Source organism: Streptomyces sp. S6 (genome assembly GCF_054880855.1).
The window spans coordinates 1-15220 of the sequence record NZ_JBTYMC010000156.1; the positions used below are offsets into that span (position 1 = coordinate 1).

The window sequence follows — 15220 nt, forward strand, 5'->3', positions numbered from 1 at the left end:
AGGAAGCGATCAGGAACACCACAGGTCACACGGCCACACACCGGGAATTCCCGTGGCCATCAGCCTGGACTCGACCGGCCGCACACCTGGACTTTGCCACGGCCGCCGTCAACCTTCTCGACGGTGGTCATTTCGGATCACCTCCGCTCGCGCGGAGCCGACTTCCAGGGGATGCCGGCGTCGTCGAGGAGCGCCGGATCACCTCCGCTCGCGCGGAGCCGACACCCATGGGCAGCTCTAAGAGAACCAGGGCGGCGGATCACCTCCGCTCGCGCGGAGCCGACGTCGTTCGTGTGGTGGGGCCACACGACATACCCGGATCACCTCCGCTCGCGCGGAGCCGACCGCGGGTCGTCGTTGACGGGGGAGAAGTAGTTCGGATCACCTCCGCTCGCGCGGAGCCGACGCCGCCGACCGGGGGGCCTGATCGCCCGGCGCCGGATCACCTCCGCTCGCGCGGAGCCGACCTGTACGACCACCCCACCAGCACCGAGCCCCCCGGATCACCTCCGCTCGCGCGGAGCCGACTTCGTCCAGATCCGCACCAGCGACGGCCCCAACGGATCACCTCCGCTCGCGCGGAGCCGACTGGCGTCGGGGTTCACGCCGGAGGAGGCGATGCGGATCACCTCCGCTCGCGCGGAGCCGACTGGGTCTTCGCCCACCGCAATGCGGCCTGAATCGGATCACCTCCGCTCGCGCGGAGCCGACGTTAGGGCGGCGTTCCGTCCGTGACGAACGGACGGATCACCTCCGCTCGCGCGGAGCCGACCGAGTCCTCAGCATGTTCAGTTGTCCGGAGATCGGATCACCTCCGCTCGCGCGGAGCCGACACCCGGAAACTCGTCCGGCTGATGTTGGTGGCCGGATCACCTCCGCTCGCGCGGAGCCGACACTTCCTGACCTGGGCGTTCTCAGTCGCTTTGCATTTTCTTTGCCGGATGTGGATTGCCCGGTCCGGTGGGTGGGTTCCGGTGCCCCGTTTTAGGTCTCACGGTGCCGACCTTACGGTGTCTGCCGTTGCCGGGTGCGGGGTTTGTGCTGGTGGGGGCGCGTTGTCAGTGGGGGGTGCTATCGATTGTCGGCATGATGAAGCGTCAGGTGGCAGTGCCGGGGTGTCCGTTGGTCGATGTCCGGCTGTGGGGTAAGGAGCGGGGGCTGCCGCGCCGGTATCCGGTGATCTGTCATCTGCTGGACACGGCGGCGGTGTTCGGTGAGTTGTGGGATGTACTGCTGGGCGATCGGGTGAGGGGGAGGATCGCGGAGGCGCTGGGGCTGTCGGTGGTGGAGGCGCGGCAGGTGCTTGCGTTCTGGGCGGGGCTGCATGATTTGGGGAAGATCACGCCGGTGTTCCAGGCGCAGGTGGAGGAGGCGTTCGCGCAGGTGCGGGCCGATCCGGTCTATGTGTTCGAGGAGGGGGCGGAGCGGGAGACGGGGTTCCGGCACGAGACGGCCACGCACTGGGTGTTGACGCGGTTGCTGGGGGAGGAGGGGTATCCCGATGACCGGCGGATGGTGAACAAGGTGGCGCACCGGGTCGCGCAGTTGCTCGGGGGGCATCACGGGTGGTTCGGGGCGGTTTTGCTGGCGAGGAAGGTGGAGCAGGCAGAGGCGCACCAGCCGGGGCTGGGGGGTGAGGGGTGGGCGGATCAGCGGCGGGCGCATCTGGTGGAGTTGAGGCGGGTCACGGGGGCGTGGGCGGTTCCGGAGCGGGGGTTGCCGGCGGAGTTGGCGGTGATTGTGGCGGGGCTGGTGGTGGTCGCGGACTGGCTGGTCAGCCAGACGGAGGTGATCCTCCCGCTGTTGCCTGCGACGGGGTGGAAGGGGACGGCCGGTGAACTCGACGCGCACTGGGATGCCGCGCAGAAGGCGGCTCCCGGGCTGGTGCGGGGGGCTCAGCTGGGGCGGGCGCAGTTCGTCGCGGAGCGTTTCGAGGACATGTTCCCGTTCTCGCCGAATCTCCTTCAGGGTGATCTCACGGCACAGTTGCCGCAGTTGGTGGGGGCGAAGGGGTTGGGGCTGGTGCTGGTGACGGCGCCGACGGGTGACGGCAAGACCGAGGCGGCCCTGTACGCGGCGTCGGTGCTGGGGCGTGCGGCAGGCGCGCGCGGGGTGTTCTTCGCGCTGCCGACCATGGCGACGGCCGATGCCATGTACCCGCGGGTGAGCAAGTTCGCGCGGCAGGCGCTCGGCGGGGAACGGGCGTTGACGCTCCTGCACTCCATGGCCTGGCTCAGCCCCGCCTACACCTTGCCGGACGGGGATGGTGAGTCGGGCTTCGAGATGAGCGCCGATGCGGCGACGGCGACCGAGGCCGGCATCTGGCTGCGCGGGCCGGGGCGGGGGCTTCTGGCGCCGCTGGGCGCGGGCACCATCGACCAGGCGCTGGGCGCGGTGCTGCCGTTGAAGTTCAACGCGCTGCGGCTGTTCGGGCTGTCCGACAAGGTGTTCGTGGTCGACGAGGCGCACGCGTACGGGCCGTGGATGCACCAGATGCTGGTGCGGCTGCTGGAGTGGCTGGGCGCGTTCAACGCCCCGGTGGTCCTGCTGTCGGCCACCTTGTCCGGCCGTACGGCGTCGTCGCTGGTGGACGCCTACCGGCGCGGCGCGGGGTTCCTGGAACCGTCCGAGGTCCAGCCGTGCTACCCGGGCTGGGTGTTCGCCTCCGCCGCGACCGGCGAAGTGTCCGCACCGCGTGAGGTCGGCAGCGCGCGCGGGCGGACCCTGGAGGTACAGCTCCGCCCGGTGAGGTGGGACGCGGCCGAGACGGCCGGTGAGCCGGTGCGCGGGGGAGAACGGCGCGAGGCCCTGCGTGAGGCACTGGAACCGGTCGCCGCCGAGGGCGGGACCGCGCTGGTGTGCTGCACCACCGTCGCCGAAGCCCAGCAGACCTTCCGCGACCTCACCGCCGCCTTCCCCGAACTCGCCCGCCGCGAGGGAGGCGTACGGCTCCTGCACTCCCGCTACCCCGCCCACGTCCGCCAGCGCATCACCGCCGAGTGCGAGGCCGCCTACGGCAAACCCCAAGCCCCCGAGGACACCGCCCGGCCGCGCCCGGCATCGATCCTGGTCGCCACCCAAGTGGTCGAACAGTCACTCGACTTCGACTTCGACCTGATCGTCAGTGACCTCGCCCCGCTGGCCCAGCTGTTGCAGCGCGCCGGCCGCGGACGCCGGCACGAACGCGGTGACACCGGCCGCCCCACGTGGGCGCTGCCGGAGGACCGGCCCCGCCTGGTCGTCCTCGAACCCGTCGACGAGGACGGCGACTTCACGGTCCCGCGCACCTGGGGAACCGTCTACGACGCCGGACTCCTGCACCGCACCGCCCTGCTGCTGCGCCAGCACACGGCGGACGGCATCGCCGTTCCCGGAGACGTCCAGGGACTCGTCGACGCCGTCTACGCGGAGGACTTCGTCGACCGGCTCGACGGCGCGGTGCAGCAGGAGCTGCGGCGCATGGACGCCGAACGGGAGGCGAACGAGTCGGCCGAGGCCCACATGGCCGACATGGTGGTCGTGGACGCCCCCGGCGACGTGGGCGGCAACCTCTTCCTCCTCAGCCGCCGCGACGCCGGAGTCACCCAGGAACTGCTGACCACCCGGCTCGGAGCCGACACCGGACGCGTGCTGTGCCTGTACGAGCAGCCCGACGGCACCCTCACCCTCGACGCCGACGGCACGACTCCCCTGCCCGTCGGAGGCAGGAAAGGGCTCACCCACCCGGAACTCGCGCAGATCATGGCGCACGTCGCTCCCGTCCCGGGCAAGTGGACGCGCGGAGCCGACGGCCACCCCCAGCCCAAGCCGTGGGCCAAACACCCGGTGCTGCGCGGCGTGACACTCCTGCCGGTACGCCCCGCTGAGGGCAGCGGCTCGCCGTGGAGCGGGAGACACGGCACGCGGACGATCACCATCTCCGACGTCGGCCTGGAGGCGCGTTAACCCGTATGGGTGATACACGGTCAAATGTCCCTTCGGGCGGCCCTCTTCTGCAAATCTGAAGTGGTCGCCACGGCCCGGACTCTCTCCGGTTTCACCGGGCCGTGGCGGCGGCCACCCGCTCACGCGGGCTGAGGGGGGAACAGTCTCGGCTCGCTGCGAGCAGCCCACGGTTCACCTCCGTCTCCACGGAGACCCCGCCCTCATTGTGGCCAGCAAAATCATGATCGGAGTCGAATGCCGACCAGTTCTCACAACTTGTTCGAAGAGCCCTGGGTCCCTGTCCGCTGGCTTCCCACGGCTCCCGCTCCCCACCCCGACCGCCTCGGCCTGCGGGACCTCCTGCTGCGCGCCCACGACATCGAGACCCTCGCGATCGCCGACCCCCCGGCGCACTCGGCCCTGCTGCGGGTCCTGTACGCGCTCACCGCGCGGGTGACGGCCCTGGACGAGGACGGCCCCGGCGACTGGGGAGACCGGCGTTGGGATATCCATAAGGCTGGGCACCTGCCTGACGAGAAGGTGGAGGAGTACGTCGTCCGCTTCCGGCACCGCTTCTTCCTCTACGACCCGGGAGGCGGCCGCCCATGGATGCAGGACGCCCGGCTGGCCACGCAGTGCGACGCGGACAAGACGGCCGGCGTGAACAAGCTGATCGTGACGCGCCCGGCGGGCAACACGCACGCCTGGTTCCGGCACGGCAGCGACGCCCGCCCGGACCTGCCGACGGTCTCCGAGGCGGTGCTGAACCTGCTGGTGTGGCACTACTACGGCCCCTCGGGCCGCTGTTCGGCCCGTGAGGTCAATGGCGTCAAGACCGCCAGCGCCACCGCAGGCCCGCTGCGCACTGCGCTCTCTTACCACCCCGAAGGCAGGAACCTCTTCGAGACGCTGCTGGCGGGTTTGGTCAAGCCGGCGCGGACGGTGCGGCGCGAGAGTGACCTGTGTCCGTGGGAGTGGGAGAGGCTCCGGGACCCTGATGGTTCGCTGCCGAACCCGGACGGCCCGTGCGCGCGGCTGACGGCGTGTTCCCAGCATGCGCTGCTGCTCGTCGCGGACGAGGACGACCCGGGCCTGGTCCGGGACGCATACATCACCTGGGCGTACCGCAGCGGCCGTATCCAGCGCGACGACGACTATCTGATCTGGCAGGTCAGCCAGCAGGGAAACCGCTACCCCAGGCCCGCCGACTCGCGGCGTGCGTTGTGGCGGGACCTGGACGCGCTGCTGCTGAAGGAGCCCCCGGGGGTGGCGCAGCCGCAGCGGCCGAAGGTGTTCGAGTACGCGAGCGAGGTCTCCGAGGACCTGCGGGTGCGGGCGCTGGGCTTCGACCAGGAGGGCCAGGCCAAGGACATCCAGTTCGTGGACGCCGCGACGCCCGCCGTGCTGGGGCTGGTGGAGCGCGACCTGCCGACGTCGGCGCCCGCGGTGGGGCGGATGCGGCAGCTCGGCGAACAGTACGGGCGCCGTCTGGAGCGGGCCGTCAAGCGGGCCTGGGCGCTGTACACGAACGATCCGAAGGCCGACGGCGACACCTGGGCGGCCGAGGCAGCGGCCCGCTACTGGCCCGCTGCCGAGGCCGAGTTCTGGGCCCGGTTCCGCACGCTCGACGGCGCCGGCCAGTCGGTGCCGGCCACGTTCGGTGCGGCGGAGGCCAGGGCGGAGTTCCTGCGGCTGGCGCTGCGCGCCTACGAGACGGTGACGGCGTCCGTCACCCGTACCCAGCGCGGCGCGAAGGCGGTCTCCGACGCCCGCATCGAACTCTTCGGCGGCCCGCGCAAGAAGGCGTCGTAGCCCACTCATCACCCTGGCGGAGGAAGAACCGAATGCCCCCCAAGAACAGCACCGACGACCGCATCGCGGCCCGGCGCCGCCGGCTTTTGGAGTTCACCGGCGATATCGAGGAACTGTGCCGGGACGATCCTGGCGCCCGGGTCGCCTTGCGCAGTGGCTTGCGCCGCGACCTCGACCACGTCCCCCGGATGCACCGGTTCGTCGCCAAGTGGCTTCCGCGCGACAGCTCGGAGGCCGAACAGCGGGCGTACTACGCCGTGGCCGCGATGATCGCCGCCCAGCCCCGCAGCAGCTACGCCGACCCCGACGACGAACCCGGCACCGACCCGGAACAGGAGACGCCCGCCGAGCCGGAGCCGCAGGACGGCGGCGACAGCCCTGCGGCGGAGCGGTACGGCGCGAGCCTGGGGCACGCGTTCGCGCTCGCCGTGTACGAGAGCCCGGAGCGGGAGCGGACGATGCGGGAGGCCACCGCGGAGGCGCGGCTGAACCTGCTGACCCGTCAGAGCCTGGGCGGCCTGCACCGCCACCTCCCCGCCTCGGTCGGCTACCTGCGCGATCTGGAAGTCCCCGTCGACTGGGCCCAGTTGCTGTCCGATCTCGCCTCCTGGCCCGCCTACTCCGACCGCATCGCGCGGCGCTGGTTGCAGCACTACTACATCGAGCGCAACCGGGCCCTCAGCCAGGTCGCCGACCACGCCGACCAGGACGAGGCCACCCGCCTCAGCACCCTCGCCTGACCTTCCCCTCCCGCAGACCGAAGAACAGAGGAACCACGGCCATGACCGCTCCCGCCCGCTTCATCGACATCCACATCCTGCACTCCGTTCCGTTCGCCAACCTCAACCGCGACGACACGAATTCCGTGAAAACCGTTCAGTATGGAAATACGCTGCGCACGCGGGTCAGCAGCCAGTCCTGGAAGCGCGCCGTGCGGACGGTTTTTGAGGAGCAGCTCGGCGAGGCGGCCCTGCGCACCCGCCGTATCGGGGAGCGCGTCACCCGTGAGCTGGAACTGCGCGGCTGGCCGTCCGAGCTGGCGCAGCGGGCCGGTGGGCACGCCGCGGTGGCCAGCGGCATCAAGTTCGAGCTGGCCAAGAAGTCCGGTGAGGCCAAGGAGACCGTGCCCAACAAGGTTCTGACCAACGCGATGGTCTACGTCCCGGAGACGGCCGTCGCCGAGCTGGCCGACCTCGCCGAGCGCCACCGCGAGGCGCTGGAGCAGGCCAAGGACATCAAGAAGCCCGCCGACAAGAGCGTCCTGCCCTCCGGCGAGGTCGAGGCCGTGCTGCGGTCGCGCAACGGGGTCATCAACCTCTTCGGCCGGATGCTCGCTGAGATCGACGACGCCGGCGTGGACGGCGCCGTCCAGGTCGCCCATGCTCTGACCACGCACGAGACCGATGTCGAACTCGACTACTTCTCGGCCGTGGACGACGTCACCGCCCTGTGGGACGACGCCACCGGCAGCGGCCACATGGGGCACGCCGAGTTCAGCGCGGGCACCTTCTACCGCTACGCCACCCTCGACCTGCGCGACCTCGCCGCGAACATCGGCGACGACCGGGACGCCGCCCGCGAACTCGCCGCCGGCTTCCTGCGCGCGTTCGTCGGCTCCCTGCCCCAGGCGAAGAAGAACTCCACCGCCCCGCACACCATGCCCGACCTCGTCCACATCAGCGTCCGCTCCGACCGGCCCCTCTCCTACGCGGCGGCCTTCGAGAAGCCCGTCCGCGCGAGCGCGCACGGCGGCTTCGCCGAGGTCTCCCGCACCCAGCTCGACGCCTACGCCCACGCCGCGAACACCCTGCTGGGCACCAGGGGCCTCCTCGCCTCCGGCTGGGCCGGCCTGGACACCGACCTCACCGGCCTGGGCGAGCGCCACGCCTCCTTCGACGCGCTGATCACCACCGCCGTCGACGCCGCCCTCGCCCCGGCGCCCGAGGCCACCGCGTGAACCCCGGACTCCTTCTGCGCCTGAGCGGGCCGCTCCAGTCCTGGGGCGAACGCAGCCACTTCAACGAACGCGACACCGCACGCTTCCCCACCCGCTCCGGGATCATCGGCCTGCTCGCCTCGGCCCTCGGCCGCCGGCGCGGCGAGAGCATCGACGACCTCGCCCGCCTGGCGGTCACCGTACGCGTCGACCGGCCCGGCGTCCTCCTGCGCGACCTGCACACCGTCGGCGGCGGCCTGCCCGCCAAAGCCACCGTCACCACCGCCGAGGGCAAGAAACGCAGCGGAGACACCGCCACCCTCCTCACCCACCGCACCTACCTCGCCGACGCCGCCTTCACCGTCGCCCTCACCACCACCGACGACGACACCGGCCTCCTCACCCAGGCGGAAACCGCCCTCACCCACCCCCACTGGCCCCCCTACCTCGGCCGCCGCTCCTGCCCGCCCGAAGGCCCCCTCCTGCTGGGCCGCTTCGACGACGTCACACACCACCTCGTCCACCTGCCCCTCGCAGCACCGAAGCCTCCCGGCTCCACCGCCCCGGTCGACTTCCTCGCCGACCACCCCCTCACCCACCTGGCACCCCCGGACGGCAACGACACCGGCGCCCACCCGGCAGGCCAGGTCAACGACCAGCCCCTCACCTTCCACCCCCGCCGCCGCGCCTACCGCGACCGCCCCCTGTACCGCCGCACCCTCCACCTGCCCGCCGACCAGCACACCGGCCTCGGCACCGACCACCTCCACACCCTCGCCGCCTACCTCGACGGCCACCGCAACCAGCCCGAAGAGAGCCACCCATGAGCGTCTGGCTGACCCGCATCGTCCCCGACCCCCGCTCCGCCCAGGCCCGCCACGACCTCACCGGCCGCGAATCGGCCATGCACCTGCACCGCCGCCTGATGTCCCTCTTCCCCGACGACGCCGGCCCCGACCCCCGCGCCCGCTTCGGCGTCCTCTTCCGCCTCGACGACACCCCCACCGGCTCCCACGTCCTCCTCCAGAGCACCCACCAGCCCGACCTCACCCGCCTCCCCGACGGCTACGGCGCCACCCAGAGCCGCCCCCTCGACCCCCTCCTCGACGCCCTCAAACCCGGCCTCACCATCCGCTACCGCTGCACCGCAAGCCCCGTACGCAAACCCGGCGCCACCACCCGCGCCCTCTACAACCTCCCCGCCATCGTCCCCCTCACCGGCGCCCACGCCGACGAATGGTGGACCCGCCAGGCAGACACCGCAGGACTCACCCCCCTCACCCTCCACTCCCAGCCCCTCGACACCGCCCGCGCCCTGCGCACCCCCGACACCAAGAAAACCCAGCCCATCCGCCACACCCGCACCCGCTTCGACGGCTCCGCCACCGTCACCGACCCCGACCTCCTGCGCCAGAAGATCACCGAAGGCATCGGACGCGGCAAGGCGTACGGCTGCGGACTCCTCAGCATCGCCCCCGCCCGGGGCACCCCATGAACCCGCCCACCCACACCCCTGGCCAGGCGCGCCGCCGCCTCGCCGCACCCACCGTCGCCATGCTCCCCCGCATCGCCGACTCCCTCTCCTTCCTCTACCTCGACATCGTCCGCATCCACCAGGACGACACCGGCGTCCGCGCCGAAGTCACCAGCCCCGAACGCGGCACCGAAACCGTCTACCTCCCCACCGCCGCCCTCTCCTGCGTCCTCCTCGGCCCCGGCACCTCCATCACCGCCCGTGCCCTCACCACCCTCGCCCGCCACGGCACCACCGTCCTCGTCACCGGCTCCGGCGGCGTCCGCACCTACGCCGCCGCCCTCCCCGACTCCCTCACCACCACCTGGCTCGAACGCCAGACCCGCACCTGGGCCGACGACCAGCAACGCCTCGCCGTCGCCACCGCCATGTACGAACTGCGCTTCGGCCCCGGCACCGTCAAACCCGGCACCACCCTCGCCCAGCTCCGCGGACTCGAAGGCCACCGCGTCAAAGCCCACTACCGGCTCCTCGCCCAGCAGTACCGCATCGGCCGCTTCCGCCGCACCTACGACCCCGCCTCCTGGGACACCCAGGACCCCGTCAACCTCGCCCTCTCCGCCGCCAACACCTGCCTCTACGGCATCGTCCACGCCGCCATCCTCGCCCTCGGCTGCTCACCCGCCCTCGGCTACGTCCACAACGGCAACCAGCAAGCCTTCGTCTACGACATCGCCGACCTCTACAAAGCCGACCTCACCATCCCCCTCGCCTTCTCCCTCCACAACTCCACCAACCCCGAAGCCGAAGCCCGCCGCTCCTTCCGCGACGGACTACGCCTCTTCCGGCTCCTGCCCCGCATCGTCACCGACATCCAAAACCTCCTCGACCCCGACACCACCCACGAACCACCCGACCCCGAAGAACACCTCGTCGACCTCTGGGACCCCGTCACCGGCCCCGTCCCCGGCGGCACCAACCACGCCACCGACCCCTGACGCCCGCTGGGAGCCCTCCAATGACCTCCATGATCGCCATCTCCCTCACCGCCGTCCCCGACCACCTCCGCGGCGCCCTCACCCGCTGGCTCCTCGAAGTCACCCCCCACCTCTACGTCGGCACCGTCTCCGCCCGCGTCCGCGACGAACTCTGGTCCACCGTCACCGCCACCACCACCGACGGCGTCTCCGTCCTCATCCACCCCGCCGACAACGAACAAGGCTTCACCCTCCACACCACCGGCAACCAACGCCGCAGCCCCGTCGACTTCGACGGTCTTACCCTCATTGCCTACCAACCACAGGGCAAAGAAACCGCAAAGCCCTTATAGAAGTGCAGGTCGGGGAGTCTGTTCTCTGCGCGAGCGGAGGTCACCCGTTGTAGAGGAACGTGGTTGTGATCCTTTTCGCCTGTTCTCTGCGCGAGCGGAGGTCACCCGCGCGGGGCAGCAGGGGTGAGGGCAGGTCAGGTCTGTTCTCTGCGCGAGCGGAGGTCACCCGGAGTAGCTCGTGTTCGGGGTGAGCCCGCCCACCTGTTCTCTGCGCGAGCGGAGGTCACCCGATCTTCGGCAGAGAGCCCGCTCTCATCCTGGCCTGTTCTCTGCGCGAGCGGAGGTCACCCGCGTCCGCATCCGTCGGGTCTTGGCCCGGTCTGCTGTTCTCTGCGCGAGCGGAGGTCACCCGAGAATCACTTCCGTGACTGGGCTGTGCGCTTCCTGTTCTCTGCGCGAGCGGAGGTCACCCGGAACAGGGGAGATCCCCGTCCACTACCGCTGCCTGTTCTCTGCGCGAGCGGAGGTCACCCGTACGTGATCGCGGCCGGGTGGATCGAGCCTGCCTGTTCTCTGCGCGAGCGGAGGTCACCCGGGCGCCTCGGATGACCACCCGGTCATCTACGTTTGTTCTCTGCGCGAGCGGAGGTCACTGTCGGAGGTCACCCGGGTTTTTTTGGGGGGGCGATCCGCGCTGGGAGAGGCGCTGCTCTCTGCGTGAGCGGAGGTCACCCGCGAACCGGCACTCCGGGTCTCCGCCCGGGCCACTGCTCCCTGCGCGAGCGGAGGTCACCCGCAGTTGGAGGGGCAACCACCGTCGTCGGAAGCCTGCTCTCTGCGCGAGCCGAGGTCACCCGCGGATGCGGATGCTGCGGCTGTCCGGCTGGGGCTGCTCTCCGCGTGAGCGGAGGTAGACCGGCGTGTCTGCACGGCTTTGAGTGGATCGATGTTTGCTCTCTGCCTGGGCGGTTATTGGCCAAGTCGTCCTGTAGCTAGGATGATTGTAAGGGTGATGTTCGCGGCTGCAATCGTCTTGAGTTGCGTGCGTACGTGTGAGCACCGGTACTGGATCGATGGGGACTGAGTCGGATCGAGCAGGGTTGAATAGGGCGTCAATGTCTGATTCTCTGGAATAACCGCAGGTCAGAGGTGCCACCACCTCGGGTTCGGGTCCCCGTCATTGGAAGGGCCTTCGGGGACGGACGTGACTCGTCCTGCGGAACCCCGAGAAGATCAGCCGGGTATGTGAGAGGCGCATGTGGCTCTGGCATGAATCGGGGAAGAGGTTCCGGTTGCCCGGTGCGCGGGGAATCCGCGGGGACGTACGGTCCGTCACGTCGTGAAGGTCCTTGCGCGGGACGGCAGGCGCGGGTGACCGACCTGACCGCGGTGCTCTCCGTGGTCGTGGGGGTCACCCGCGCCGCCCGACTCCCTTCGAAAGGCACGTTCCTTGTCCTCGACGCTCTACCCGGTCCTCGAATCGTTCCCCGACGCCCCGAGCGCGTTGGCGCGGGCGCGCGGCATCATGGGCGAGCTGGCCGACTGGTCCACCGTCCCCTGGCCCCGGCTGAGACCGATCACGACAGCCGAGCAGTACGCGTACGCGCTCCGTTCCTTCGGCAGTGCCCGGATGGTCGCGGACCGGGATCCTGTCGCCGTGTTCCCGTTCCTGGACGAGTTGGAGCGCCGTGACGCCATCACGTTCGACGCGGAGCAGGGGAGGCCCGTCCTCCTGGCGCAGTTGCGGCTCAGCCCCGGTCTGGAGGACCTCTGGCCGTTGCCCGAGGGCGTGATGGTGTCCGTGGACACGACTCCGCCGTTCGGTACGCCCGACAGCCAGGCCGAGGACGACTGCACCGAGGAGGAGCTGGACCGGATGGTCGCCGTGCTCGGGCCGCTGGGCCTGGAGGCGGACTGGGACTGTGCCTGGCGCGGCGTGTCCGAGACGAAGGACTGCGGTGTGCTGCTCTGTCTGAACACCGAGTACGAGGGAGGGGCCCGCCTCGGTGAGTACGTCGTCTGGATCCGGCTCGGCGCTCGTGCCGCCTGGAAACCCGAGGGCGATGCCTGGATCCGGGACTCGGGACTCGCGCTGGGTGAACCCCGGCACGGATGAGACGGCCGACTCCCGCTGCGCAAAGGCTCTTTCGAAAGGCACGTCTCTTGGCCTCGATGCTCTACCAGGTCCTCGAACCCTTCCCGGACGCCCGCAGCGCGCTGCTGCGGGCGCGGGAGATCATGCGTGAGTCGGCCGACCGGGTCTCCGCTCCGTGGCCCCAGCTGGAATCGATCAGCACGGCCGAGCAGTACGCGCACACGGTACGTTCCTTCGGCACCGCCCGGATCGGCGCGGACCGGGATCCTGTCGCCGTGTTCCCGTTCCTGGACGAGTTGGTGCGCCGTGACGCCATCACGTTCGACGCGGTGCAGCCGAGGTCCGTCATCCTGGGGGAGCTGCGGCTCGGCCCGGAACTGGGGGACCTGTGGCCGTTGCCCGAGGGGGTGACGGTCTCCCTGAACCAGATCCCGCCTTTCGGCACCCGGGACACCGAGCCCGAGGACGACTGCACCGAGGCGGAGCTGGACGGGATGGTCGATGTGCTGGGGCCGCTGAGTCTGGACGTGGACTGGCGGTGCGGCTGGCGTGGACTGCCGGTGTTCAAGAACTGCGGGGTGCGGATCTGTCTGAACAGCGTCCGGGTGAGCCAGCACACGGAGGTGGCCCCGGGGGAGTTCGGCGTGTGGGTCGAACTCGGGACCCGCGTCACCTGGACGCCGGAGGGGGAGGCGTGGCGCCGGGACTCGGGGCTGCGGCTGGGGAAGGAACAGCAGGCGTGACGGGCGCTCGGGGCGCCGGGGAGCGCGCGAAGAGGGGGGTTCCGCGCCGTACACAGGGGGACGGCGACTCGTCATACTGGACGCGCCGGAAGGGCGACGACGGGGGCGGCGGGGTGAGATGGCGGAGTCGAGGCTGATCCAGGGGCGGTACCGGCTGCTGGAGCTCATCGGGCGGGGCGGGATGGGCGAGGTGTGGCGGGCGAAGGACGAGTCGCTGGGCCGACAGGTCGCCGTCAAGTGCCTGAAACCGCCCGGACCGCATCACGACCCGGGGTTCACCCGGGTGCTGAGGGAACGGTTCCGCCGTGAGGCGCGGGTCGCGGCCGGTCTCCAGCACCGGGGCGTGACCGTCGTCCACGACTTCGGGGAGGCGGACGGCGTCCTGTACCTGGTGATGGAGTTCCTGGACGGGCGCAACCTGTGCCAGATCCTCACCGCGACCGGTCACCGCCCCCTGCCCGTCCCGGACGTCGCCGACATCGCCGGGCAGCTCGCCGCCGCCCTCGACTACACGCACCGCCGGGGCATCGTCCACCGCGACCTGAAACCGGCGAACGTGGTCCGCCTCGACGACGGCACCGTCAAGATCTGCGACTTCGGCATCGCCCGCCTCGGCCACGACATCGCCGCCACCTCCCGCCTCACCGGCACGGGCGTCGCCATGGGCACTCCGCACTACATGTCCCCGGAGCAGATCGCCGGCACCGAGGTGGACCGGCGCAGCGACCTGTACTCGCTGGGCTGCGTCCTGTACGAACTGGCCACCGGCGCACCGCCGTTCGCGATGGACGACGCCTGGGCCGTCCTCATCGGCCACCGCGACAGCCCGCCCCGGCCGCCGGGCGAGCACCGCCCCGAACTCCCCGCGTATCTCGGCCGCGTCATCCTCGACCTCCTCGCGAAGGAGCCGGACGGGCGTCCGGGGGACGCGGGTGAGGTCGTGCGCCGGATCACCTTCGGGCGCACGTCACCGGGGTACGTGCCGACGGTCGTCACCGCACGGCCGGAGCCGCTGGAGCCGGACTTCGGCAACGAGCCGCAGCGCCCGCGACCGGTGACCGACCCCCGCCTTCCCCTCTGGAGCCGGGGCATGGGCGAGGGTCCCCGGGCCACCGGTGCCCCGCCGGTTCCGGACACCCCGCTCTCCGGTGACTGGACGCGCAGGCCCGCCTTGGGAGTTGTCCCGGGAACACAGGAAGTGCCGGACGCGCCGCAGGTGTTGGAGACGCCGGATCACCGTCAGCGGCAACAGTCCCCGCTCGCCGAGCAGTTGACCGCACTCGCCCGGCGCCACGCGGCAGGACTGAGGCTCGGCAGGCTGGACCGGTGGCCCGAGGCGGGAGAACTGCACCGGACGGTGGCCGCCGAGCGGGCGAGGCTCCTGGGCGCCGACCACCCGGACACCCTCACGAGCCGCTACGAAGCGGCGTTCGCGCTGAGCCGCACCGGGCGGGCGCAGGACGCGCTGCGGGAGTACCGGCAGGTGGCGGCGGCCCGGGCACGGACCCTCGGCGACGACCACCCCGACACGCTGGCCGCGCGGCACGAGACGGCGTACGTGCTCGGCAAGTTGGGCCGGCACCTGGAGGCGCACCAGACGTACACGGCCGTCCTCGCGGCACGGGACCGCACCCTCGGCGCCGACCACCCCGACACCCTGCGCTGCCGCCACAACCTCGCCTTCAACCTCGGCAGGCTGGGCCGGCTGACGGAGTCGTACCGGACGGCCCGCGAAGTGGCGGCGGCCCGCGCCCGGGTACTGGGCCCGGAGCACCCGGACACCTTGCTCACCTGGTACGAAGTGGCGTACACGCTCGGTCAGTTGGCGCGTTGGCCGGAGGCGCTCGCCGGGTACGCGGACGTCGCCGAGGCCCGCGCCCGGGTGCTGGGCCCCGACCACCCCGACACCCTCGCCGCCCGGTACGAGACCGGCATCAGCCTCGGGCGCCTCGGCCGCAGCGCGGAG

11 protein-coding genes and 2 CRISPR repeat arrays are annotated in these 15220 nt (G+C 71.1%); all 11 genes read left to right on the plus strand.

Translation table 11 applies throughout. The features are described 5' to 3' along the window. Positions 1-133: 133 nt before the first annotated feature. Positions 134-894: a CRISPR direct-repeat array (repeat unit 29 nt; unit sequence CGGATCACCTCCGCTCGCGCGGAGCCGAC). A gap of 192 nt (positions 895-1086) precedes the next feature. Further along, positions 1087-3945, plus strand: coding sequence for a CRISPR-associated helicase Cas3' (gene cas3 / locus ACVNF4_RS21255; protein WP_461804442.1), 2859 nt, complete (start codon positions 1087-1089; stop codon positions 3943-3945). Between the two features lie 234 nt (positions 3946-4179). Beyond that, positions 4180-5736 carry a type I-E CRISPR-associated protein Cse1/CasA gene (gene casA / locus ACVNF4_RS21260; RefSeq protein ID WP_461804443.1) on the plus strand — a complete coding sequence of 519 codons (1557 nt, stop codon included), beginning with the start codon at positions 4180-4182 and terminating at the stop codon, positions 5734-5736. Between the two features lie 32 nt (positions 5737-5768). After that, the gene (gene casB, locus ACVNF4_RS21265; RefSeq protein ID WP_461804444.1) at positions 5769-6476 is read left to right on the plus strand and encodes a type I-E CRISPR-associated protein Cse2/CasB; all 708 of its coding nucleotides are present in this window, start codon (positions 5769-5771) and stop codon (positions 6474-6476) included. A gap of 41 nt (positions 6477-6517) precedes the next feature. Beyond that, a complete protein-coding gene (gene cas7e / locus ACVNF4_RS21270) occupies positions 6518-7693 on the plus strand; it encodes a type I-E CRISPR-associated protein Cas7/Cse4/CasC (RefSeq protein ID WP_461804445.1) in 1176 nt (391 codons plus the stop codon). Further along, positions 7690-8499: a type I-E CRISPR-associated protein Cas5/CasD gene (cas5e, locus tag ACVNF4_RS21275; RefSeq protein WP_461804446.1), complete on the plus strand. Its 810-nt coding sequence runs from the start codon at positions 7690-7692 to the stop codon at positions 8497-8499. The genes cas7e and cas5e overlap by 4 nt, the downstream gene beginning before the upstream one ends. Further along, positions 8496-9167, plus strand: coding sequence for a type I-E CRISPR-associated protein Cas6/Cse3/CasE (gene cas6e / locus ACVNF4_RS21280; RefSeq protein ID WP_461804447.1), 672 nt, complete (start codon positions 8496-8498; stop codon positions 9165-9167). The genes cas5e and cas6e overlap by 4 nt, the downstream gene beginning before the upstream one ends. Further along, on the plus strand, positions 9164-10144 hold the full coding sequence (gene cas1e, locus ACVNF4_RS21285) for a type I-E CRISPR-associated endonuclease Cas1e (protein WP_461804448.1): 981 nt from the start codon (positions 9164-9166) through the stop codon (positions 10142-10144). Before cas6e ends, cas1e begins: the two co-directional genes overlap by 4 nt. A 20-nt stretch (positions 10145-10164) precedes the next feature. Continuing rightward, complete coding sequence (gene cas2e / locus ACVNF4_RS21290; protein ID WP_461804449.1) at positions 10165-10476, plus strand: type I-E CRISPR-associated endoribonuclease Cas2e; 312 nt, start codon at positions 10165-10167, stop codon at positions 10474-10476. 18 nt (positions 10477-10494) lie between these two features. Continuing rightward, positions 10495-11273: direct repeats of the CRISPR family, unit length 29 nt; unit sequence CTGTTCTCTGCGCGAGCGGAGGTCACCCG. 593 nt (positions 11274-11866) lie between these two features. After that, on the plus strand, positions 11867-12532 hold the full coding sequence (locus tag ACVNF4_RS21295) for a hypothetical protein (protein WP_461804450.1): 666 nt from the start codon (positions 11867-11869) through the stop codon (positions 12530-12532). A 56-nt stretch (positions 12533-12588) separates the two neighbouring features. Continuing rightward, the gene (locus tag ACVNF4_RS21300; RefSeq protein WP_461804451.1) at positions 12589-13254 is read left to right on the plus strand and encodes a hypothetical protein; all 666 of its coding nucleotides are present in this window, start codon (positions 12589-12591) and stop codon (positions 13252-13254) included. Between the two features lie 118 nt (positions 13255-13372). Further along, on the plus strand, positions 13373-15220 hold a 1848-nt coding region (locus ACVNF4_RS21305; RefSeq protein ID WP_461804452.1), incomplete at its 3' end, for a serine/threonine-protein kinase.

What these genes read in the sequence shown, in the direction of transcription:
- cas6e (WP_461804447.1), top strand. Translation starts at nt 8,496, where the DNA reads ATGAGCGTCTGGCTGACCCGCATCGTCCCCGACCCCCGCTCCGCCCAG.
- cas3 (WP_461804442.1), top strand. Translation starts at nt 1,087, where the DNA reads ATGATGAAGCGTCAGGTGGCAGTGCCGGGGTGTCCGTTGGTCGATGTC.
- cas1e (WP_461804448.1), top strand. Translation starts at nt 9,164, where the DNA reads ATGAACCCGCCCACCCACACCCCTGGCCAGGCGCGCCGCCGCCTCGCC.
- cas7e (WP_461804445.1), top strand. Translation starts at nt 6,518, where the DNA reads ATGACCGCTCCCGCCCGCTTCATCGACATCCACATCCTGCACTCCGTT.
- ACVNF4_RS21300 (WP_461804451.1), top strand. Translation starts at nt 12,589, where the DNA reads ATGCTCTACCAGGTCCTCGAACCCTTCCCGGACGCCCGCAGCGCGCTG.
- casA (WP_461804443.1), top strand. Translation starts at nt 4,180, where the DNA reads ATGCCGACCAGTTCTCACAACTTGTTCGAAGAGCCCTGGGTCCCTGTC.
- cas2e (WP_461804449.1), top strand. Translation starts at nt 10,165, where the DNA reads ATGACCTCCATGATCGCCATCTCCCTCACCGCCGTCCCCGACCACCTC.
- casB (WP_461804444.1), top strand. Translation starts at nt 5,769, where the DNA reads ATGCCCCCCAAGAACAGCACCGACGACCGCATCGCGGCCCGGCGCCGC.